Below are 20,177 nucleotides of genomic sequence, written 5' to 3' on the forward strand. Positions count from 1 at the left end.
GTCCCTTCCTCAGCCGTGCAGTCCGCACTCGGTCTTCGACTGGCCCGCCCACCGGCCGCTGCGCGGGTCCTGCCCGGCCTCCACGCGAGCGGTGCAGGGCGCGCAGCCGATCGACAGGTAGCCGATCGACACCAGCGGGTTCTCGAGGATCCCGTGCTCGCGGATGTAGCCGTTGAACTCGTCGTCGGTCCACGCCGCGATCGGGTTGATCTTCACCAGCCCGTTGCGGTCGTCCCAGGTGACGATCGGGGTGTTCGCGCGGGTCGGCGCGTCGACCCGGCGGACGCCGGTGATCCACGCCGAGTAGTTCGCGAGGGTTTTGCGCAGCGGCACGACTTTCCGCAGGTTGCAGCACAGCGTGGCGTCGCGGTCGTGCAGTTTCGCGCCGTACTCCGCGTCCTGCTCGGCGACGCTCTGCTCGGCCTGGGCGTTCACGATCTTCACGTCCGGGTAGACCGTCTGCACGGCGTCGCGCGTGCCGATGGTCTCCGGGAAGTGGTAGCCCGTCTCCAGGAACAGGATGTCCACATCGGACTTCACCTTGGTGGCGAGGTCGATGAGGACGGCGTCCTGCATGTTGGACGCGACGATGAAGTCGTCGTCGAACGTCTCGACGGTCCAGCGGATCGCCTCGTCGGCGGTGGCTTCGGCGAGTTCTTTCGACGCGCGCTCGGCGAGCGTCTTGTAGTCGGCAGTGGCGGTCATCGGGACACCTCCGGAAGGGACAGTCCGAGGAACTTGACCGAGAAGACCCGGCGACAGGCGGAACACAGCCAGCCGCCGTTCTCTTCCGGTCGCAGGTCCTCGTCGCCGCAATAGGGGCAGTAGTACGGCGTCGCTCGCTCGGTCACTGCAGGGCGCTTTCTTCGGCGCGCGCAGCCCACTGGGGGAATCGCTCGCCGTCCTCGCGCCCGGCCACATACGCCCGCACGACCCGCTCGACGTACCCGGTCAGCTCGCCCGAAGTCACCTTGTGGCCGCGCAGCTTCCGGCCGAACCCGGCGTCGAGGCCGAGCCCGCCGCCGAGGTGCACCTGGAAGCCCTCGACCTGGTTGCCGTCGGCGTCGGTGACGATCTGGCCCTTGAGGCCGATGTCGGCGGTCTGGATCCGGGCGCAGGAGTTGGGGCAGCCGTTGAGGTGCACGGTGACCGGCGTGTCGAGGCCGTCCTGGATGTCCGCGAGCGACTTCTCCAGGTCCGAAACGAGCTGCTGCGCGCGGGCCTTCGTCTCGACGATGGCGAGCTTGCAGAACTCCAGCCCGGTGCAGGCCATCACGCTGCGCCGCCACGGCGACGGCTTCGTCTCCAGGCCCAGTTCGGCCAGCTCCGCCTGCAGCCCGCCGACCTGCTCCCGCGGGACGTCCAGCACGACGAGCTTCTGCTGCGGGGTGAGCCGGACGCGGCCCGAGCCGGCGCGCTCGGCGGCCTTGGCCACGGCGACCAGCGTGCCGCCGGAGACGCGGCCGGCGACCGGCGCCGCACCGACGTAGAACTTGCCGTCGACCTGCGGGTGCACGCCGACGTGGTCCATCGGGACGGCGGGGTCGACCGGCGGCGGGCCGTCGAGCAGCTCGCGCTTGAGGTACTCGTCCTGCAGCACCTGGCGGAACTTCTCCGCACCCCAGTCCTTGACCAGGAACTTGATCCGCGCCCGCGAGCGCAGCCGCCGGTAGCCGTAGTCGCGGAAGATCGAAATGACGCCTTCCCAGACGTCCGGCACCTCGTCCAGCGGCACCCAGGCGCCGAGGCGCTGCCCGAGCATCGGGTTGGTCGAGAGGCCGCCGCCGACCCAGACGTCGAAGCCGGGGCCGTGTTCGGGGTGGTCGACGCCGACGAACGCGACGTCGTGGATCTCGTGCGCCACGTCGGGGAGGCCCGAGATCGCGGTCTTGAACTTCCGCGGCAGGTTCGCGAACTCCGGCTTGCCGATGTAGCGGCGCTTGATCTCCTCCAGCGCCGGGGTGCCGTCGATGACCTCGTCGGCGGAGATGCCGGCGACCGGCGAGCCGAGCATGACGCGCGGGCTGTCGCCGCACGCCTCCATCGTCGTCATGCCGGCGTTTTCGAGCTTCGCCCAGATCGTCGGCACGTCCTCGATCCGGATCCAGTGGTACTGGATGTTCTGCCGGTCGGTGATGTCGGCGGTGTCGCGCGCGTACGCCTGCGAGAGCTCGCCGAGCACGGTGAGCTGGCCGGTGGTCAGCGCGCCGCCGTCGAGCCGGACCCGCAGCATGAAGTAGCGGTCGTCGAGCTCTTCGGGCTCCAGCGTGGCGGTGCGGCCGCCGTCGATGCCCGGCTTGCGCTGGGTGTAGAGGCCGAACCAGCGGAACCGGCCGCGCAGGTCGCCCGGGTCGATCGCGTCGAACCCTCGGTGGGCGTAAATGTTCTCGATCCGCGCCCGCACGTTGAGCGGGTGGTCGTCCTTCTTGGACCGCTCGTTCGGGTTCAGCGGCTCCCGGTAACCGAGCGCCCACTGCCCCTCACCGCGCTTCTGCTTGGCGCGCGCGGGGCGGGCGGGGGTCTGACGCGTGGGCGTGGCCATGACGGCGTCCTCCGAGAGGCTTTTCGTGGCAGCGGAGGACACCGGCTCGCGGTTCCCCCCGGCGCCGGCTGTCCAGATTCGTGGCAGGTGGTGGCGACGGCAGTCAGCGAACGGGTACGCAGAGGGCGCTCGCGACCCGCAGGAGGTCGACGTGGCGGCGCGCCACGAGGAGAACACCGGCATGAGTCACGGCGTCAGCGTGCCACGCGTCCACAATGTGGTCCAGGCCTGCCCGAATGGTGGGAGAAGGGTCACTCGCCTGGGAGAATGCGGTCGACCAGCAGGCTCACGACCTGCGCGTCCGAGTACCCGGAGAAGGCTTCGGGCAATGTCAACCGCTCGACGGTCAGGCCGGTCAGGGCCAAGTAGAGCAGCAGGACCTCGTCCCGGCCGCCGGGCAGCCCGGCGGCTTCGTGGAAGCCCACGCTGATCTCGAAGCTGTCCTTCACGGTCGCGGTCAGCGCCGCCGCCAGTTCCGGCCGCCGGTTCGCTTCCAAACGCAGTTCGAGCAGGGCGAGGTAGGAGCTGCGGCGGGTCGTCAACCGGGTCATCAGGTCGCCGAGCAACGCGGTGACCCGCCCGGTCGACGGCTCTTCCGCTCGCGGATCGGCCATGACGTCCTCCGGCGCCGACAGCCGGATGTGCACGCGGGCACCCGCTTCGGCCAGCAGCCGGTCGCGGTCGCGGAAGTAGTTCGACGTCGTCCCCGGCGGCACGCCCGCCTCGGCGTCCACCGCCCGGTAGGTGAGCCCGCGCGCGCCGTCGCGGGCGAGAACCTCGATGGCCGCGTCGGTCAGCGCGGTCCGCCTTTCGGTGTTCTGCCGCACCCGGCGTCCTCCTTGCCCGATTCAAACCACTATGACTATAGTACTACAAGCACAGTGGTTTGGAGAGGGGAACTGGGGATGCAGGTCAAGGGTTTCGGGGCGGGTTACCTGGTCGACGACGTCGCCGCGACCACCCGCTTCTACGCGGACGTGATCGGGCTGCCGGTCACCGTCGAGCTGGACTGGTTCGCGAGCGTCAACGCCGGTGCGCCCGGCTACGAGATCAGCTTCGTGCAGCGCGGCCACGCCTCGGTGCCCGAGGGCTACCGGGCCGCGGAGACGACCGGGCTGATGTTCGGGCTCGTCGTCGACGACGCGGCCGCCGAGGCGAAGCGGCTGGAAGAAGCGGGTGTGGACCTGGTCACGCCGGTCGTCGACGAGGTCTGGGGGCAGCGGCACTTCTACGTCGCCGATCCGAACGGCGTGCTGCTGGACGTCATCGAGATGATCCCCGTCGACCCGGAGTGGGCCGCGGCGAACACCCCGGCCCAGTAGGGGACAATCGGGGAATGCCCGATTCCCCGACCGACCTCACGCTGCCCGAAAGCGCGCTGAAGGGCGTCGGCAGCCGGCCGTTCGGGGTCTACGTGCACGTCCCGTTCTGCGCGACGCGCTGCGGCTACTGCGACTTCAACACCTACACGGCGGGCGAGCTGGACTCCGGCTCGTCGCCGCAGTCCTGGCTCGACGGGCTGCGGCGTGAGCTCGAACTCGCCGCTCGCGTGCTCGTCGTGCCGCCCGCCGCCGAAACCGTGTTCGTCGGCGGCGGCACGCCGTCGCTGCTCGGCGCCGACGGTCTCGCCTCGGTGCTCGACGCCGTCCGCGACGTCTTCGGGCTCGCCCCGGGCGCCGAGGTGACGACGGAGTCGAACCCGGAGTCGACGTCGCCGGAGTTCTTCGCCGGCATCCGCGAAGCCGGCTACACGCGCGTGTCGCTCGGCATGCAGTCGGCGGCACCGCACGTGCTGAAGATCCTCGACCGCGTGCACACCCCGGGCCGGCCGGGCCAGGCCGCCGCCGAGGCGCGCGCGGCCGGGTTCGAGCACGTGAACCTCGATGTGATCTACGGCACGCCGGGTGAGCGCCCCGACGACCTCCTCGCGACGCTCGACGCCGTGCTGGCCGCCGGGGTCGACCACGTCTCGGCGTACGCGCTGATCGTCGAAGAGGGCACCGCGCTGGCCCGCCGCGTCCGCCGTGGCGAGCTGCCGGCCCCGGACGACGACGTGCTGGCGGCGGACTACGAGATGATCGACGCGACGCTCTCGGCGGCCGGGTTGCGCTGGTACGAAGTGTCGAACTGGGCGGCGAACGACGCCGCTCGCTGCCGCCACAACCTCGGCTACTGGCGCGGCGACGACTGGTGGGGCGCCGGTCCGGGCGCGCACAGCCACGTCGGCGGCGTCCGCTGGTGGAACGTCAAGCACCCGGCGCGCTACGCGGCCCTGCTGGCCGCCGGCGACTCGCCCGCGGGCGGCCGCGAAGTGCTCAGCGACGACGACCAGCACCTCGAGCGGATCATGCTCGAACTGCGTGTCGCGGAAGGACTTCCGCTGGACGTGCTCGACGAGCCGGGGCTCGCCGAAGCGCGGGCGGCCGCGGCCGAAGGCCTGCTCGATCCGTCCGCTTTGGACTCCCGCGGCCGCGCGGTGCTGACCGACCGCGGCCGGCTGCTGGCCGACGGCGTCGTCCGGCGTCTCGCGGGCTGACGGGAATTAAAACCGGCCGCCCGGTCGTTGCTTGTATCGAGCAACGACTTAGGAGGCCCCATGGCGCGCGCGATCAGGTTCGACGAGTACGGCGACGTGGAGGTCCTCCGGGTCGAGGACGTGCCGCGGCCGGCACCGGGACCGGGGCAGGTGCTCGTCGAGGTCCGCGCCGCGGGAATCAACCCCGGCGAGGCCGCCATCCGCCGCGGGCTCCTGCACGACCGCTTCCCGGCGACGTTCCCGTCCGGACAGGGCAGCGACTTCGCCGGTGTCGTCGCGGAACTCGGTGACGGCGTCGAGGAGATCGCGGTCGGCGACGAGGTGATCGGCTTCGTGCACACGCGGTCGAGTCACGCGGAGTACGTCGTGGCGGAGGCTTCGGACCTCACGCCGAAGCCGGACGACGTGCCGTGGGAAGTCGCGGGCGCGTTGTTCGTCGCGGGTACGACCGCCTATGCGGCGACGGCGGCGGTGTGCCCGCGCGAGGGCGACACGGTCGTCGTCTCGGGCGCGGCAGGCGGGGTCGGCTCGCTGGCCGTCCAGCTGGCGCTGCTCGCCGGTGCCACGGTGATCGGCCTCGCCGGTGAAGCGAACCACGCGTGGCTGCACGAGCTGGGTGCGATCCCAGTGGCCTACGGCGACGGCGTGCTGGAGCGGATCCGGGAAGCCGCGCCGGACGGCGTGCACGCGTTCGTCGACACGTTCGGTTCCGGGTACGTGGAACTGGCGCTGCACCTGGGCATCCACCCCGGGCGCATCGACACGATCATCGACTACGAAGCGGCTGCGAAGTACAACGTGAAGACCGACGGGAACATGGCGGGCGCGTCGGCCGAGGTGCTGCGCGAGCTGAGCCTGCTGGTGGGCAAGGGACTCCTGGAGGTCCCGATCGCGCGCGTCTACCCGCTGGACGAGGTGCGGAACGCCTACCGCGAGCTGGAGCAGCGGCACACGCGCGGCAAGATCGTCCTGCGGCCTTGAGGCGGGTCCGAAACCCGGTGGATCGCCCGCCGCCGCCGAAGGCTTCCGCGGCGGGCGGTCACCAGGCGCGTTCTACTGCACCTGCAGGGTGTCGCTGACCGCGGCCGTGTATCCGACCGGGAACCCGATGGACTGGTAGGCCGCACGGGACCGGTGCAGGACGCACACGTTGCTCGCCGTTTGCCTGACCGAGTGGGCGGGCACGGAGAAGTTGGGCACCGAGTTGCACAGGTAGCCGACGCCGGACTTGTAGTAGTTGACGGCGACGCGCTCCAAGACGAAGTTGTAGTTCGCGGTGTTGCCGAAGTGGACGGTGAAGTACACCTCGTTGTTGTCCGCCCAGGCGCAGGACTGCCAGTACAGCGACGGATCGGACGGCAGGTGCTGGTAACCGCTGCACACGTGGCCGAATTGCCCCGGCGCGACGATCACGTCTGCCGCCGCGACGCCCGCCCCCGCGATCATGCCGGTGGCCGAAAGCCCGGCGGCGATCAGCCCGGCGACGATTCGTTTCATGGAACCCCTCGTTTCCGTCATGACCGGCCCGCGTGACCGGCACCGCTGACACACGCTGATCCGGTGCGTGGTTGAGCCGCGCGGCGATGGCCACTCGATCGGCCTAGCGGGGATCGGGAGCGTGCCTGGCGTTCCCTAGTTCTTCGCCGCCAGCACTTTCAGGCCGGCGAGGTAGACGTCGAGGGCGAACTCGAGGCGTTCGGTCGCCGTCTCGGCGGTGAAGAACTCGCCGATCCGCAACATGTTCGGGAACGCGTCGGCGGGCAGTGAGCGCATGTACGCGACCATCTGCTCGCCGCGCTTCGCCGTCTCGGCTTCGTCGATGTCGCCCCAGGTCCAGCCGCTCGCTTCATACGCGTACGCCTTGGCGTAGAGCGACAACGCGTCGCCCGCGAAGGTCGCCTGCTTGAGCGTCAGGCCGCCCGCGCGCAGCAGTGCGAGCATCGCCTCGCCTTGCCGCAGCGAACTCGGCGTGACCGGCACAGCGACGTCCCACGCCACCCGGGCGATCCCGGGGTGCGCGACCATCACCCGGATCTGGCCGCGGACGAGGTCCTTGACCTGCTCGTCCCAGCGCGCCGGGTCCGGGTCGGGGATCGGCGCTTCGGCGAGCACGGCGTCGAGCATCAGCTCCGCCAGCTCGTCCTTGTTGGCCACGTGCGCGTAGAGCGACGCCGGTCCCGTCTCCAGCTCCTGGGCGACCCGTCGCATGGTGACCGCGTCGAGGCCCTCCTTCGCCAGGATCTCCAGCGCCGTCTTGACGACGAGCTCCTGCGAGAGCGCGGGCTTCGCGGCGCGCCGGCGCGGGGCGCTGCGCCACGGAGGTGGGGGAACGGTCACGCGAACACTGTACTTGACGCGAACAGCGTTCGTATGTAGAACGGTGTTCGTCAAACGAACAGCGTTCGTGAAGGGGACCTCATGACCACCGCCGAAACCGAAGTCCGGGCCGTGCTCGGACGTCTCACCGAAGCCTGGAACGCCGGCGACGCGACCGCGTACGGCCGGTTGTTCACCGAAGACGCCGACTACGTGACGTTCTTCGGGCTCAACTTCCCCGGCCGCGAGGCGATCGAAAGCTCGCACCGCGCGCTCTTCGAAGGGCCGCTGAAGGGCTCCAAGCTGACCGGGCAGCTCGGCGCGGCGGCGAAGGTGCGGTTCGTCCGGCCGGACGTCGCCGTGGTCGTCGTCGGCGGCGGCTCGTCGCTGACCGGCGCGGAGACCACCGACGAAGGCCGCGAATCGACCGTCGGCTTCGTGCTCGTCGAGGAGGACGGCGAGTGGCTGATCACGGCGTTCCAGAACACGCGCGTCTCGGATCCGCGCGGGTGAAAACGCTTGCGGAGGCGTCGGGGGTCGTCGCGCGGCCGCCGGGCGAGGTGTTCGAGGACGTGCTGCGGCGGGTGACCGGGGGTGGCCACCCGATGCGGACGGAGGTCGACCGCGAGCGCGGGTTCCTCGCCGTCCAGGGCGGCTGGTGGTACCGCGGCGAATACCGCGTGACGGCCGATCCCGGCGGCGCGCGCGTCGAGCACCGGGTCGTCAACGCGGCTACCCGGGGACGCTGGGGTGTCCCGCTCGCCAACCGGTTCTTCGTGGGATTTCGCCGACGGACGTCTGTCGCTTTTGCCCGGCTGCTCGAGGAACTGGCCACATCCGAGTAGGCAGCCGGCGGCTCCGGCGCGTACGGTTGCTTAGGTAAGCCTTAGTTCTCGCGAGGAGTTGTCGATGGCTGAAGCACCCCGGCGGTCCGGGCGTCCCGCGGTGCGGCTGCGGGTGCTGCGCACCGAGCGGCTGACCCCGCACATGATCCGGATCGTCGCGGGAGGCGACGGCATCGCCGATTTCCGGCCCAACGCGTTCACCGACGCCTACGTCAAGGTGCTGTTCAAGGTCCCGGGCGTCGAGTACCCGGAGCCGTTCGACGTCCAGGAGTGCCGGGCGACGCTGCCGCGCGAGCACTGGCCGCGGATGCGGTCGTACACGGTCCGGGCGTTCGACCCGCAGGCCGGCGAGCTGGTCATCGACTTCGTCCACCACGGCGACGAGGGCATCGCCGGCCCGTGGGCGGCCTCGGCGCAGGCGGGGGACGAACTGCTGCTGTCCGGCCCCGGTGGCGCCTACGCGCCGGGCGACGAGGCCGACTGGCACCTGCTGGCCGGCGACGAGAGCGCGTTGCCCGCCATCGCGGCGTCCCTGGAGGCGCTCCCGGCGGGCGTCCCGGCGCACGCCGTGATCCTGGTCGAGGACGCCGCCGAAGAGCAGTCGCTGGTCACGAAGGCGGACGCGCAGATCACGTGGCTGCACCGGTCGGCCGGCGGTGACGTCGCCGCGGCGGTGCGTTCGCTGCCGTGGCGGGACGGCGTCGTCCAGGCGTTCGTGCACGGCGAGGCGGGGTTCGTCCGCGACCTGCGCCGCTACCTGCTCGACGAGCGCGGCGTGCGGCGTGAGCTGCTGTCCATCTCCGGGTACTGGCGCGTCGGCAAGGACGACGAAGCCTGGCGCGAGGAGAAAGCGGCCGAACGGGCCCGCGAGAAGTAACCTCGCCGCATGGCGAATCTCAAGGTGGACGTCGACCCGGCCGAAGCCGGGTTCGACGCGGACCGGCTGTCCCGGATCGACGCGCACTTCGACCGCTACGTCGAGAATGGACGGTTACCGGGCTGGCTCGCGGTGGTGAGCAGGCACGGCCGGATCGTGCACGTCGGCAGCGGCGGGTACAGCGACGTCGAGGCCGGCACGCCGGTGGAGACCGACACGCTGTGGCGGATCTTCTCGATGACGAAGCCGATCACGTCGGTCGCGGCGATGATGCTCGCCGAAGAAGGCCTGCTGGAGCTGGACGACCCCATCTCGCGCTGGCTGCCGGAGTTCGCGTCACCACGGGTGTACGTCAAGGGGTCGGCGCTGTCGCCGTTGACGGAGCCGGCGCGCGAGCCGATCCGCGTGTGGCACCTGCTGACGCACACGGCGGGCCTGACGTACGGCTTCCACCACGGCCACCCGGTGGACGCGATCTACCGTTCGGCGGGGTTCGAGTGGGGAACGCCGCCGGGCCTGGACTTGGCCGCGTGTTCCGAGCGGTGGGCGTCGTTGCCGCTGGCGTTCCAGCCGGGAGCGGAGTGGAACTACTCGGTGGCGACGGACGTCCTCGGGCGGCTGGTCGAGGTGGTTTCCGGGCTGCCGTTGGACGAGTTCTTCGCGTCACGGATCTTCACCCCGCTGGGGATGACGGACACGGGGTTCGTGGCTTCGTCTCCTTCGCGGTTGGCGGCGTTGTATGTGCCCTCGGCGGATGGGCTGGTCCGGAACGACGCGTTCGGCCGGTTGGGGACGTCGCGCCCGGACTGCTTGTCCGGCGGCGGCGGGTTGGTGTCGTCGGCGGGGGACTACTGGCGGTTCACGGAGATGCTGCTGCGCGGAGGAGCGTTGGACGACGTCCGGTTGCTGTCGCCCCGAACGGTGTCGCTGATGGCTTCGAACCACCTGCCGGGACACGTGGACCTGGAGGAGTACGGGCGGCCGTTGTTCGCGGAGATGCCGTTCGACGGGCACGGGTTCGGGCTGGGGTTCTCGGTACTGGAGGACCCGGTGAAGGCCCGGACGCTGTCGTCGGCGGGGGAGTTCGCCTGGGGCGGGGCGGCTTCGACTGCTTTTTGGGTGGATCCGGATGAGGATTTGACCGTGGGGTTCTATACGCAGCTGTTGCCTTCGAGCACTTACCGGTTGAGGTCCCAGCTGAGGCAGCTCGTTTACCAGGCGCTGGTGGACTGAGCGGGTTCCGGCGGGCGCACGGTGGTGAGGTACCGCGCCACCGTGCTCCGCAGCTGGGCCGCGTGCTGGTAGATGTCCTCGACCGTCTCGATCGGCAGCCGGGTTTCGACCTTGTTCTCGTCGAACACCCCGAGGTACTTCTTCGACCGGTTGAACCACAGCCGGGCGATCGGCTTGCGGTTGTTGTCGTCGAGGAGGACGCCGAAGTAGGTCTGGGTGTCCCGCGCGGCGATCCGGGCGGCCGGCACCTCCGCGCAGACGATCGCGCGGACGATCCGGAAGCCCTCGAGCTCTTCCTCGGTCGTGACCACCCGCTCGGCGTCGTCCGCCTCGACGACCGGCTGGGGCTGCGGCTGTTCGGGTTGCGTGGTGCTGCCGCCCGACACGCTGACGTAGGAGTCTGGGCCGCCCAGCGCGTTCTTCAGCCGGTCGTTGACCTGTTCGTTCAGGAACTGGCCTGCCGCCTTCGTCACCAGCGGGCCGAACTGCTCGCGGACCTTCTGCGTGAACGCTCCTTCGTAGACCCGCGCGGTCAGGAACTTGACCCACTCGTCTTCGGGGTCCTTGAACTGGGCAGCGAGGATGCGCTTCAGCTGCCCGATGTACTTGAGCTCGCCGGCGGCGCTGATGACCGAGTCGAGGTCGAACGACTCCTTCGTCAGCTTGGCCAGCTCGGGCAGCAGGGTGTCGTCGATGTCGGCGAAGTCCAGCACGAGGAACGGCTTGGCGTCCATGCGGTTCGGCGCGTCGAGGTCGGTGTAGAACTCGTACACCTGGCCGTTCGTCAGCACGGCGATCCGGGCGTTCGTGACGGCGAAGTAGCAGAAGAGCTGGGAAGCGTGCTCGATCCGGAGCGGATCGTTGATCTTCTTGGCCTCGACGAGCACCTGCACCTGGCCGTCGTGCACGATCGCGTAGTCGATCTTCTCGCCCCGCTTCGTGCCCACGTCGGCGGTGAACTCGGGAATCACCTCGGCGGGGTTGAACACGTCGTAGCCGAGGACCGTGCTGATGAACGGCATGACGAAGGCGTTCTTGGTCGCCTCTTCGGTCTCGATCGCGTCCTTGTGCTTGCGGATCTTCAGTGCGAGGGCTTGCGCGCGCTCGGCGATGTCCATGCCGGTGCCGTTCTGTGCGGGGAACGAGGTGCGCGGCCTGGATCGGTGCGGCCGGCCGGTCTGTTACGGACTCGGCTTGAAAAACGAAAAACTCCGCTCCGCCCTCGCGATCACCTGCGGGGCCTGGGGATGGTCCCGAAGCTGGACCTCCGCCTCGGCCACCCCCTCCGCGATCACCCGCCGGCCCCGCGCGTAGTCCAGTAGCTCCGCCACCGGGCGGTTGTCCGCCGAATACACCGCCGTGAACCTCTCGAACCCGCGTTCCAACGCCGCCAACCCCAGCATGTGCAGCAACGCCGAGGCCAACCCCACCCGGCGCCACTCCGGGGCCACCGCTATTGCCACCTCCGCCATCCGCCTGCCCGTTGCCTCGTAGCGCGCGACCGCCACTCCCGGACCCTCCAGCGAACGGGCCACCAGGGCGAACCGGCGCTCGTAGTCCAGTACCGTCAGGCGCTCCAGGAGTCGGGGTGTCACCCGGGGCGCCGAACCGCAGAAACGCCTGCGCAACGTCTCCGGGTCGGCCGTTCGGATCGCTTCGCCCAGCTCCGGGGCGTCTGCCGGAGTCAGGGGGCGGACGCGGACCCGGCGGCCGTCGCGGAGGAGGAGCGTGCGGTCGAATCCCTTCGGCGGTTCCGTCACCGGGCCACCCTAGCGGCCGCCCGATCGGGCAGGGCCCGATCACGGAAATCGAGTACGTTGGCAGCAAAGGGTTTCCGGGGGGAAGGGCGGCCATGCGGCGGATCGGGATCGTCGGAGCGGGGCAGGCCGGGCTCGTCCTCGGCATCGGGCTGCGGCAACGCGGCTACGACGTCACCGTGTTCGCCGAGCGCTCCGCGGCCGACGTGCGCGCAGGACGGCTCGTCTCCAACCAGTGTCTCTTCCACCCCGCCCTCGAACGCGAACGCGCGCTCGGCATCGACTTCTGGGAAGCGCCGCCCATCCGCGAAGTCGCCTTCGCCGCCGCGGGCGAAGGTGCCGAGCCCGCCATTTCCTGGCGCGTCGGGCTCGACCGGCCGGCCCAGTCCGTCGACCAGCGCATCAAGGTCGCCGACTGGATGACCGAGTTCGAGCGCCTCGGCGGCGACCTGCGCGTCCGCCGCGTCACCCCTGCCGACCTCGACGAGTGCGCCCGTGAGTTCGAGCTGCTCGTCGTCGCGGCGGGGCGTGGGCCGCAGTTCGACGCGCTCTTCCCGCGTGACGACGCCCGCTCGCCCTACCGCGAGCCGCAGCGGGCGATCGGCATCCTCTACGTCGCCGGCACGCTCGACGCCGTACCCGGCCTCACCTTCGGCATGGCCCCGGCCGGCGAGTTCTTCCTGCTGCCCGTGCTGTCGGTGCACGGCCCGGTGCACGGCATCGGCTTCTTCGGCCTGCCCGGCGGCCCGATGGACGTCTGGGACGACGTCGCCGACGTCGACCAGCACTACGAAACCGCCCGGAAGCTGCTGCGCACGCAGTACCCCTGGCAGGCGACCCTGCTCGACGACGCGCGTCCCGTGGCGCCCACCGAGATGCTGCACGGCCGGATCACGCCGGTCGTGCGGCACCCGGTCGGCACGCTGCCGTCCGGGGCGAAGGTCCTCGCGATGGGCGACACCGCGGTGACCAACGACCCGGTCGGCGGCCAGGGCGCGAACATGGCCGCCCGCGCCGCGCGGGCGTACCAGGAGGCCATCGTCGAGCGCGGCGACCGGCCGTTCGACGAAGACTTCATGCACGACGCCTTCGCCCGCTACTGGCACCACGCCCGGCACTCGACGCGCTTCACCAACGACCTCCTGGCCCCGCCGCCGGACCACGTCCTGGCCACGCTCGCCGCCGCGCAGCGCGTGCCCGAGGTGGCGCACCGGTTCGCGCACCTCTTCGAGAACCCGGCCGACTACGAAGGATGGTTGGCCGATCCCGAAGCGGCGATGGCCTACCTGCACGCGACGGCTCCGGGCAGACTCGGGAAGCAGCCCCCATCCGGAGGAGGAACGAACATGACGGCCGACAACCCGACGACGAAGCGGGCCGAACGCTTCCGCGGCCAGGCCCTGGTCGCACGGGTCAAGGAACTCGTCCACCAAGGCAACGTGCGGCGGATCCGGATCAAGAACGACGCCGGCCGCACGGTGCTGGAGATCCCGGTCACGGCCGGTGTCGTGGCCGTGATCGCCGCCCCGGTGGTCACCGCGGTCGGGGCGATCGCCGCGCTGGCCAAGGAATGGACCATCGAGGTCGACCACCGGGCAACTCCCGAGAAGGAGCCCGACGGGGGCACGGGCGACTGACCGGACGGTGGCCGGGTCACCCGGCCACCGCCGCCTGCCGTCAGTCGAAGGGGCCGCGGTCCGGAGCGCAGAGCGCGCCCTCGCCGGGGACGGAACCGGTGCCGTAGTAGCGGTCCAGCCACGCGTCGACGCACGCGCTCTTGCCGCGGGAACCGTGGCCGTACGTGTCGAGGCTCAGCAGGCGCGCGTTGCCCAGCAGCTTCTCGGTCCGCCGGGCACCGGCGTACGGCGTCTCCAGGTCGCCCTGACGGTTGGCGAGGAGCAGGATCGGTGCCGTCGGCCGGTTCCACGGTCCCGCATACCGGCCCGGGTCGGAGACGTCCCAGGTGGCGCAGGGGAGCGTCTTGTAGACGTCGTACGGTCCGAAGCCGCGGCCGACCCGGTCCGCACGTTGGGCGTAGTCCCACCAGACGGCCGGGTCGCGCGGGTTCGCCGCGTCCGAACACAGCGTCGCGCCGCCGCCCAGGAGCGAGTCGACGTCCGGTGGGCCGCCCGCCGCGGCCGGTGCGCGCGAGGCCGGATCCGCCAGCGCTTGAAGGAAAGCCGCCAGCTGCGGCGCGTCCTGGGCGTCGGTCAGGTAGTTGTGGATCGTCGCGATCGCGCTCTGGTAGGTGACGACGACCTGCTTGCCGGCCGTGTCGGTCACCGTGATCGGGCCGGCTTCGAGCCGGTCGAGGATCGCGTCGTAGTCGAAGGTGCAGCGGGCGGCGCAGGCGTCCAAAAAGGACTGGATGGCCCGCGGTCCGTCTTCGTAACCCCGCAGCCGGTAGCTCATCGGTCCGGACCCGGTCGACCAGCGCACCGGGTCGTCGACGGCGTCGAGAGCCAGCGAACCCACCCGGCCGGGGAACAGGTTGGCGTAGGTTTCGCCGAGGTAGGTGCCGTACGACTTCCCGTAGTAGCGCAGTTTCGGCTCGCCGAACGCCGCCCGCAGCCGGTCGAGGTCGCGCGCGATCGTCCCGGTCGAGAGGTGGTTCGCCAGCGGGCCGGCGTTCTGCTCGCAGAGGTCGGTGACGGTCTTCGTGTCCGCGATCTGCCGCTCTTCGGCGTCGCGGGTCAGCGGGAACGTGCCGAGCGCGCGCTGCAGCACTTCGAGTTGCGACGGATCGGTGAAGCAGTGGATCTTCGAGCTGGCCCCGACGCCGCGCGGGTCGAACCCGACGATGTCGAACCGCGTGTGCAGGAACGGCGTCAACGCGGGCGCGTACCGTCCGGACGAGCCGGGGCCGCCGGGGTTGTAGAAGATGGTGCCCAGTTTGTGGGCTTGGTCGGTGGCGGGCAACCGGCTGACGGCGATCGACACACCGCCCGCCGAAGAGTCCTGGTAGGACAGTGGCACATCGAGGTGGCCGCACTGGTACCCGGCGGCGCAGGAGTCTTCCCAGACGATTCCGGCGGGGCTCGCCGCGGCCGCGGGCGCACCCAGGGCGACCACGCTCGCGACGGCCCCCAAAGCCAGCGCAGCACGGAGTTTCGGAGGATTCATGGGCCCGATGGTCCCGCCGCCGGCACCGGGAACGCGCTGGTGCGCGCCCCCGGAACCGGGGTGGGGCAGGCCCTACGCGGTGAGCTTCGGGATGATCTGCGACCCGTAGGACGCCAGCGTCGCCTCGCGGTCGTCGTGCATCAAGTACAGCGAGAACTGGTCCACACCCAGTTCCGCCAGCTCCTGCAAGCGCGAGATGTGCGCCGATGGCGGACCCAGGAGGCAGAACCGGTCGACGATCTCGTCCGGGACGAACTCCGTCGACGGGTTGCCCGCCTTGCCGTGGTGGCTGTAGTCGTACCCCTCCCGTTCGCGGATGTAGTCGGTCAGCTCGCGCGGCACCGCATCCGACGAGCCGTACCGGGCGACCAGGTCGGCGACGTGGTTGCCGACCATCCCGCCGAACCAGCGCAGCTGTTCGCGCTGGTGCGGCAGGTCGTCGCCGACGTACGCCGGCGCCGCGACGCAGATCGTGATGCCGCCCGGGTCGCGGCCGGCCGCTCGCGCGGCGTCGCGGACCGCGCCGATCGTCCAGCGGGCGATCGCCGGGTCGGCGCACTGGAGGATGAAGCCGTCGGCGTGCTCGCCGACCGTCTGCAGTGCTTTCGGCCCGTACCCGGCCATCCACATCTCGAGGCGGCCGTTGCGGATCCACGGGATCTGCACGGTCTTGTCGTTCATCGTCGCCGGGCGGCCCTCGGCGAGGTCCTTGACCACGCGCATGCAGTCGCGCACGGTGGCCAAAGTGGACGGCGGTTTCCCGACGACCCGGTGCGCGGAGTCGCCGCGGCCGATGCCGCAGACCGTCCGGTTGCCGTACATGTCGTTGAGCGTGGCGAACGTCGACGCCATGACCGACCAGTCGCGGGTGCCCGGGCTGGTCACCATCGGCCCGACGACGAGGGACGACGTCGCCGCGAGGATCGCCGAGTAGATGACGAACGGCTCCTGCCACAGCACGCAGGAGTCGAACGTCCAGCCGTAGCGGAACCCGGCGTCTTCGGCGTCCTTCATCAGCCGCACGACGTCCCGCGCCGGCGGGTCCGTCTGCAGCACGATCCCGAAGTCCATGGCGTCCTCAGTTCAAGTACTGGTTCAGCGAGCGGGACAGGAACTTGCCGTGCGACGTCGACCCGCTGAACCCGTCCGGCGACACGACAACGCGTCCACGCGACAGCACCGTGTGCACCCGGCCGGTCAGCTCGAACCCTTCGTACGCCGAGTAGTCCACGTTCATGTGGTGCGTCGAAGCCGACAGCGTCTGGGTCGCCGACGGGTCGTAGATCACGATGTCGGCGTCCGAACCCGCCGCGATGACTCCCTTCTTCGGGTACAGCCCGAACATTCGCGCCGGTGTCGCCGAGCACGTCTCGACCCAGCGGCCGAGGGTCAGCTCGCCGGCGACGACGCCTTGGTGCAGCAGGTCCATCCGGTGTTCGACGCCCGGCATCCCGTTCGGGATGGCTCGGAAGTCGCCGCGCCCCAGCTCCTTCTGGTCCTTGAAGCAGAAGGGGCAGTGGTCGGTGGACACCACGGACAGGTCGTTCGTCCGCAGCCCGCGCCACAGGTCGGCCTGGTGCGACTTCTCCCGCAGCGGCGGCGAAGCGACGTACTTCGCGCCCTCGAAGTCCGGCTTCGCCAAGTCCTCAATGGACAGGTACAGGTACTGCGGGCACGTCTCCGCGAAGACGTTCTGACCGTCGTTGCGCGCCTCGGCCACCGCCGCAAGCGCTTGCGACGCCGACAGGTGCACGATGTACAACGGCGAGCCGGTCACCTTGGCGAGCTGGATCGCCCGCGATGTCGCTTCTCCCTCCAGTTCCGGTGGCCGCGTCAGCCCGTGCTGCACCGGGTCGGTGTTCCCGGCCGCCACGGCCTGCGCTGCCAGCTGATCGATCGCGATGCCGTTCTCCGCATGCATCATGATCGTAGCGCCGATTTCTCGGGCTTTCTGCATCGCGAGCAGGATTTCCCCGTCCGTGGAGTAGAACACCCCCGGGTACGCCATGAACATCTTGAAGCTGCCGACGCCGGCGTCGACGCAGGCTTCCATCTCCTTCAGCGACTGGTCGTTGACGTCGGAGACGATCATGTGGAAGCCGTAGTCGATCGCGCAGTTCCCGTCGGCCTTGGTGTGCCACTTGTCCAAAGTGGACAGCAGCGATGTGCCCTTGGCCTGCACGGCGAAGTCGATGATGGTCGTGGTTCCGCCCCACGCCGCCGCCGTCGTCCCGGTCGAGAACGTGTCCACCGAATGGGTGCCGCCGAACGGCATCTCCATGTGCGTGTGCGCGTCGATGCCGCCGGGCAGCACGTACTTTCCGGTGGCGTCGATCGTCTCGTCGCCGGTCAGTGTCCCGGGCGCCCCGACGGCGGCGATGGTCTCGCCGTCGACGAGGACGTCCGCGAGCAGCGCGCCCGACGGCGAGACGACCTGGCCGCCACTGATGAGCGTGGTCATCAGGCCTCCGCGAGCGGGCCGTAGGTGTCCGGGCGGCGGTCGCGGTAGAACGCCCACGTGTTGCGGACCTCTTCGAGCAGCGACAGGTCGAGGTCGCGCACCACGACCTCGTCGTCGGTGTCGGACGCGGCGTCGCCGACGAGCTGGCCGCGCGGGTCGACGAAGTACGTCTGGCCGTAGAAGTCGTTGTCGCCCAGCGGTTCCACGCCCACCCGGTTGATCGCGCCGACGAAGTACTCGTTCGCCACCGCGGCCGCCGGCTGCTCCAGCTTCCACAGGTACTGCGACAGGCTGCGGCTGGTCGCCGACGGGTTGAACACGATCTTCGCCCCGGCCAGGCCGAGCGCGCGCCAGCCCTCGGGGAAGTGCCGCTCGTAGCAGATGTAGACGCCGATGCGGCCCACGGCCGTGTCGAACACGGGGTAGCCGAGGTTGCCGGGGCGGAAGTAGAACTTCTCCCAGAACCCCTTGACCTGCGGGATGTGGTTCTTGCGGTACTTGCCGAGGTAGGTGCCGTCGGCGTCGATCACCGCGGCGGTGTTGTAGTAGACGCCGGGCTGCTCGACCTCGTACATCGGCACGATCAGCACGACGCCGTGGCGCTCGGCCACCTCCTGCATGAGCTTGGTGGTGGGCCCGTCCGGGATGGCCTCGGTGTAGGAGTAGTAGTCGGCGTCCTGCACCTGGCAGAAGTACGGCCCGTAGAACAGTTCCTGGAGGCAGACGACCTGGGCGCCCTGGGAAGCGGCGGTGCCGATGTGGTCGACCGCCGCCTTGATCATGGACTCCTTGTCACCCGTCCACCGCTGCTGGATCAGGCCGGCTCGAACCACGCTCACTGATTTCCTCCTTCGTTGTGGACAAGGGCATGGACAGGGCGGCGAAGACGACGAACGCGCCGACCAGGCCGACCACCCAGTTGTAGTCGTAAAGCGGCTTGAGGAACGGGATGAGACCGGCGTCCGGGAACGGCCCGCCGTAGGCCCCGCCCACCGCGAGCAGGGCTCCCACCAGCGTCGCGACCAGCGCTCGCCAGTTCCAGCCGCCGCTGAACCAATACACCCCATCGGGTGTGTACAGGTCCTTCAGCCGCAGCTTCGTGCGGTTGATGACCCAGTACCCGGCGACGAGCACGCCGGCGACCGCGCCGAGCAGGCCGCCGTAGAAGCCGAGCCAGGCGAAGATGTAGATGTTCGGGTCGGAGTACAGCCGCCACGGCTGGATCAGGATGCCGATGACGCCGGTGATCCCGCCGCCGATCGCGAACGTGATCCGCTTCGGGAACGCGTTCGAGAAGTCGTAGGACGGGCTGACGACGTTGGCCGCCAGGTTCGCCGAGATCGTCGCCAGCACCAGCGCGACCAGCGCGACGACCACCACGACCGGGCTCGCGAACTTGTCGGCCAGCTGCGCCGGGTCCCAGATGTCCTCGCCGTAGAGCACGTGCCCGCCCGACGTCGTCAGGATGGCCACGATCGCGATGAACGTCATCGTCGTCGGCAGGCCGAGGATCTGGCCGCGGACCTGCTTGCGCTGGCTGCCGCCGAAGCGGGTGAAGTCCGGCATGTTCAGCGACAGCGTCGACCAGAACGCGATCATCGCCATCAGGGCCGGCGCGAAGACCTTCCAGAAGTCCGGGCCCCAGCCGAGCTTGCCGCCGTCGGACAGGATCGGGCCGAGCCCGCCCGCCTTGACCAGCACGTACCCCAGCATGATCAGGAAGCCGACGGACACCAGCGGCGCCGTCCAGTTCTCGAACCGGCGGACCGCCTCCATGCCGCGCCAGATGATGAGCATCTGGCCGATCCAGAAGACCACGAAGGACAGCCAGAGCGTCCAGTGCTGCCCGGCGATCTCCGGGGCGTCGCGCCACCACGAGCCGAGCAGGCGGCCGAGGATGACGTAGATGGCCTCGCCGCCGACCCACGTCTGGATGCCGAACCAGCCGCACGCGATGAACGCGCGCAGCAGCGCGGCCAGGTTGGCGCCGCGCAGGCCGTAGAACGCGCGGGCGAACACCGGGAACGGGATGCCGTACTTCGTGCCGGCGTGGCTGTTGAGCAGCATCGGCGCGAGCACGACCAGGTTGCCGATCGTGATCGTGATGAGCGCCTGCACCCAGTTCATGCCGAGCGCGATCAGCGACGCGGCCAGGGCGTAGCTGGGGATGTTGTGGGCCATCCCCATCCAGAGCGCGAAGTAGTTGTAGGTGGTCCAGGTCCGTTTTTCGATCGCGACGGGTGCCAGTTCCCCGTTGAAGAACCGGCTGCCTTCGAGAGACCTGACGTCGGCGGGGTCGAGCTCGACCCGGCCGTCGTCGTGCACGCGCTGGTCTGCGGGTGTCGGCGCCATTGCGGCATCCTGCGCGCCTGGTCAGGGCCGGGGCAACGGCAGTCTGTTCACTCTTCGCTGATCAGGAGTGCAGTCTGTCGATTGCGCGAACGGGCTCCCGGGTGCATGACCTGCGTCACACATCCGCGCGAAACG

General features: G+C 70.0%; 22 protein-coding genes. 8 read left to right on the plus strand and 14 right to left on the minus strand.

The window, feature by feature from the left end; genetic code table 11:
* Positions 1–9: 9 nt before the first annotated feature.
* The 5 genes from ACIQWX_RS26600 to ACIQWX_RS26620 all read right to left on the minus strand — a co-directional run bounded on the left by ACIQWX_RS26600 (position 10) and on the right by ACIQWX_RS26620 (position 3,369).
* A complete protein-coding gene (locus tag ACIQWX_RS26600) occupies positions 10–705 on the minus strand; it encodes a phosphoadenylyl-sulfate reductase (RefSeq protein WP_400876469.1) in 696 nt (231 codons plus the stop codon).
* Positions 702–851 (minus strand): Insertion element protein, encoded by a 150-nt coding sequence (locus ACIQWX_RS26605; RefSeq protein WP_400876472.1) that lies wholly within the window; start codon positions 849–851, stop codon positions 702–704. The genes ACIQWX_RS26600 and ACIQWX_RS26605 overlap by 4 nt, the downstream gene beginning before the upstream one ends.
* Positions 848–2,542, minus strand: a complete 1,695-nt coding sequence (locus ACIQWX_RS26610) for a nitrite/sulfite reductase (RefSeq protein WP_400876474.1) — start codon at positions 2,540–2,542, stop codon at positions 848–850. Before ACIQWX_RS26610 ends, ACIQWX_RS26605 begins: the two co-directional genes overlap by 4 nt.
* Positions 2,543–2,645: 103 nt before the next feature.
* The gene (locus ACIQWX_RS26615) at positions 2,646–2,756 is read right to left on the minus strand and encodes a putative leader peptide (RefSeq protein WP_352252756.1); all 111 of its coding nucleotides are present in this window, start codon (positions 2,754–2,756) and stop codon (positions 2,646–2,648) included.
* A gap of 37 nt (positions 2,757–2,793) precedes the next feature.
* Entirely contained in the window at positions 2,794–3,369 is a 576-nt protein-coding gene (locus ACIQWX_RS26620) for a TetR/AcrR family transcriptional regulator (protein WP_400876478.1), read from the minus strand.
* Positions 3,370–3,447: 78 nt separating this feature from the next.
* On the opposite strand from ACIQWX_RS26620, the gene ACIQWX_RS26625 reads away from it, so the two are divergent.
* Genes ACIQWX_RS26625 through ACIQWX_RS26635 form a run of 3 tightly spaced genes read left to right on the plus strand, consistent with a single transcriptional unit; the run spans position 3,448 to position 6,059 of the window.
* On the plus strand, positions 3,448–3,864 hold the full coding sequence (locus ACIQWX_RS26625) for a VOC family protein (RefSeq protein WP_400876481.1): 417 nt from the start codon (positions 3,448–3,450) through the stop codon (positions 3,862–3,864).
* Positions 3,865–3,878: 14 nt separating this feature from the next.
* Positions 3,879–5,078: a radical SAM family heme chaperone HemW gene (gene hemW / locus ACIQWX_RS26630; RefSeq protein WP_400876483.1), complete on the plus strand. Its 1,200-nt coding sequence runs from the start codon at positions 3,879–3,881 to the stop codon at positions 5,076–5,078.
* Between the two features lie 60 nt (positions 5,079–5,138).
* Positions 5,139–6,059, plus strand: a complete 921-nt coding sequence (locus tag ACIQWX_RS26635) for an NADP-dependent oxidoreductase (RefSeq protein ID WP_400876486.1) — start codon at positions 5,139–5,141, stop codon at positions 6,057–6,059.
* A 72-nt stretch (positions 6,060–6,131) separates the two neighbouring features.
* Here the strand turns inward: ACIQWX_RS26635 and ACIQWX_RS26640 are convergent, their stop codons facing one another.
* Complete coding sequence (locus ACIQWX_RS26640; protein WP_400876488.1) at positions 6,132–6,575, minus strand: hypothetical protein; 444 nt, start codon at positions 6,573–6,575, stop codon at positions 6,132–6,134.
* Between the two features lie 135 nt (positions 6,576–6,710).
* Positions 6,711–7,415 (minus strand): TetR/AcrR family transcriptional regulator, encoded by a 705-nt coding sequence (locus tag ACIQWX_RS26645; RefSeq protein WP_400876491.1) that lies wholly within the window; start codon positions 7,413–7,415, stop codon positions 6,711–6,713.
* A gap of 81 nt (positions 7,416–7,496) precedes the next feature.
* On the opposite strand from ACIQWX_RS26645, the gene ACIQWX_RS26650 reads away from it, so the two are divergent.
* From ACIQWX_RS26650 to ACIQWX_RS26665, 4 genes are all read left to right on the plus strand, one after another.
* Positions 7,497–7,907 carry an SgcJ/EcaC family oxidoreductase gene (locus ACIQWX_RS26650; protein WP_400876494.1) on the plus strand — a complete coding sequence of 137 codons (411 nt, stop codon included), beginning with the start codon at positions 7,497–7,499 and terminating at the stop codon, positions 7,905–7,907.
* Entirely contained in the window at positions 7,904–8,239 is a 336-nt protein-coding gene (locus tag ACIQWX_RS26655) for a hypothetical protein (RefSeq protein WP_400876497.1), read from the plus strand. Before ACIQWX_RS26650 ends, ACIQWX_RS26655 begins: the two co-directional genes overlap by 4 nt.
* Before the next feature lie 64 nt (positions 8,240–8,303).
* The gene (locus ACIQWX_RS26660; protein WP_400876499.1) at positions 8,304–9,116 is read left to right on the plus strand and encodes a siderophore-interacting protein; all 813 of its coding nucleotides are present in this window, start codon (positions 8,304–8,306) and stop codon (positions 9,114–9,116) included.
* Between the two features lie 9 nt (positions 9,117–9,125).
* Positions 9,126–10,349: a serine hydrolase domain-containing protein gene (locus ACIQWX_RS26665; RefSeq protein WP_400876502.1), complete on the plus strand. Its 1,224-nt coding sequence runs from the start codon at positions 9,126–9,128 to the stop codon at positions 10,347–10,349.
* On the opposite strand, the gene ACIQWX_RS26670 is transcribed toward ACIQWX_RS26665, so the two are convergent.
* Entirely contained in the window at positions 10,328–11,467 is a 1,140-nt protein-coding gene (locus ACIQWX_RS26670) for a type I restriction endonuclease (protein WP_400876504.1), read from the minus strand. The two genes, ACIQWX_RS26665 and ACIQWX_RS26670, sit on opposite strands and share 22 nt — an antisense overlap.
* A gap of 63 nt (positions 11,468–11,530) precedes the next feature.
* Positions 11,531–12,109 (minus strand): GNAT family N-acetyltransferase, encoded by a 579-nt coding sequence (locus tag ACIQWX_RS26675; RefSeq protein ID WP_400876507.1) that lies wholly within the window; start codon positions 12,107–12,109, stop codon positions 11,531–11,533.
* Positions 12,110–12,201: 92 nt separating this feature from the next.
* Here ACIQWX_RS26675 and ACIQWX_RS26680 point away from each other — a divergent pair, with 92 nt between their 5' ends.
* Positions 12,202–13,743: a DUF4342 domain-containing protein gene (locus ACIQWX_RS26680; protein ID WP_400876510.1), complete on the plus strand. Its 1,542-nt coding sequence runs from the start codon at positions 12,202–12,204 to the stop codon at positions 13,741–13,743.
* A gap of 40 nt (positions 13,744–13,783) precedes the next feature.
* On the opposite strand, the gene ACIQWX_RS26685 is transcribed toward ACIQWX_RS26680, so the two are convergent.
* The 5 genes from ACIQWX_RS26685 to ACIQWX_RS26705 all read right to left on the minus strand — a co-directional run bounded on the left by ACIQWX_RS26685 (position 13,784) and on the right by ACIQWX_RS26705 (position 20,042).
* Positions 13,784–15,229: an alpha/beta hydrolase gene (locus ACIQWX_RS26685; protein WP_400876513.1), complete on the minus strand. Its 1,446-nt coding sequence runs from the start codon at positions 15,227–15,229 to the stop codon at positions 13,784–13,786.
* A 72-nt stretch (positions 15,230–15,301) separates the two neighbouring features.
* The gene (locus ACIQWX_RS26690) at positions 15,302–16,300 is read right to left on the minus strand and encodes a TIGR03842 family LLM class F420-dependent oxidoreductase (protein ID WP_400876516.1); all 999 of its coding nucleotides are present in this window, start codon (positions 16,298–16,300) and stop codon (positions 15,302–15,304) included.
* A 7-nt stretch (positions 16,301–16,307) separates the two neighbouring features.
* Complete coding sequence (gene hydA / locus ACIQWX_RS26695) at positions 16,308–17,690, minus strand: dihydropyrimidinase (RefSeq protein WP_400876519.1); 1,383 nt, start codon at positions 17,688–17,690, stop codon at positions 16,308–16,310.
* A complete protein-coding gene (locus ACIQWX_RS26700) occupies positions 17,690–18,472 on the minus strand; it encodes a nitrilase-related carbon-nitrogen hydrolase (protein WP_361103693.1) in 783 nt (260 codons plus the stop codon). The genes hydA and ACIQWX_RS26700 overlap by 1 nt, the downstream gene beginning before the upstream one ends.
* Before the next feature lie 10 nt (positions 18,473–18,482).
* Positions 18,483–20,042, minus strand: a complete 1,560-nt coding sequence (locus ACIQWX_RS26705; protein WP_400876522.1) for an NCS1 family nucleobase:cation symporter-1 — start codon at positions 20,040–20,042, stop codon at positions 18,483–18,485.
* Between the last annotated feature and the right edge of the window lie 135 nt (positions 20,043–20,177).

The organism is Amycolatopsis sp. NPDC098790 (assembly GCF_044759945.1).
Classification (GTDB): domain Bacteria; phylum Actinomycetota; class Actinomycetes; order Mycobacteriales; family Pseudonocardiaceae; genus Amycolatopsis.

Bases quoted from the DNA above. Each gene is read 5' to 3' on its own strand.
- ACIQWX_RS26665 (WP_400876502.1), top strand. From the start codon at position 9,126: ATGGCGAATCTCAAGGTGGACGTCGACCCGGCCGAAGCCGGGTTCGAC.
- ACIQWX_RS26660 (WP_400876499.1), top strand. From the start codon at position 8,304: ATGGCTGAAGCACCCCGGCGGTCCGGGCGTCCCGCGGTGCGGCTGCGG.
- ACIQWX_RS26670 (WP_400876504.1), bottom strand. From the start codon at position 11,467: ATGGACATCGCCGAGCGCGCGCAAGCCCTCGCACTGAAGATCCGCAAG.
- hemW (WP_400876483.1), top strand. From the start codon at position 3,879: ATGCCCGATTCCCCGACCGACCTCACGCTGCCCGAAAGCGCGCTGAAG.
- ACIQWX_RS26690 (WP_400876516.1), bottom strand. From the start codon at position 16,300: ATGGACTTCGGGATCGTGCTGCAGACGGACCCGCCGGCGCGGGACGTC.
- ACIQWX_RS26600 (WP_400876469.1), bottom strand. From the start codon at position 705: ATGACCGCCACTGCCGACTACAAGACGCTCGCCGAGCGCGCGTCGAAA.
- ACIQWX_RS26625 (WP_400876481.1), top strand. From the start codon at position 3,448: ATGCAGGTCAAGGGTTTCGGGGCGGGTTACCTGGTCGACGACGTCGCC.
- ACIQWX_RS26650 (WP_400876494.1), top strand. From the start codon at position 7,497: ATGACCACCGCCGAAACCGAAGTCCGGGCCGTGCTCGGACGTCTCACC.
- ACIQWX_RS26635 (WP_400876486.1), top strand. From the start codon at position 5,139: ATGGCGCGCGCGATCAGGTTCGACGAGTACGGCGACGTGGAGGTCCTC.
- ACIQWX_RS26610 (WP_400876474.1), bottom strand. From the start codon at position 2,542: ATGGCCACGCCCACGCGTCAGACCCCCGCCCGCCCCGCGCGCGCCAAG.
- ACIQWX_RS26700 (WP_361103693.1), bottom strand. From the start codon at position 18,472: ATGATCAAGGCGGCGGTCGACCACATCGGCACCGCCGCTTCCCAGGGC.
- ACIQWX_RS26705 (WP_400876522.1), bottom strand. From the start codon at position 20,042: ATGGCGCCGACACCCGCAGACCAGCGCGTGCACGACGACGGCCGGGTC.
- ACIQWX_RS26680 (WP_400876510.1), top strand. From the start codon at position 12,202: ATGCGGCGGATCGGGATCGTCGGAGCGGGGCAGGCCGGGCTCGTCCTC.
- ACIQWX_RS26640 (WP_400876488.1), bottom strand. From the start codon at position 6,575: ATGAAACGAATCGTCGCCGGGCTGATCGCCGCCGGGCTTTCGGCCACC.
- hydA (WP_400876519.1), bottom strand. From the start codon at position 17,690: ATGACCACGCTCATCAGTGGCGGCCAGGTCGTCTCGCCGTCGGGCGCG.
- ACIQWX_RS26685 (WP_400876513.1), bottom strand. From the start codon at position 15,229: ATGAATCCTCCGAAACTCCGTGCTGCGCTGGCTTTGGGGGCCGTCGCG.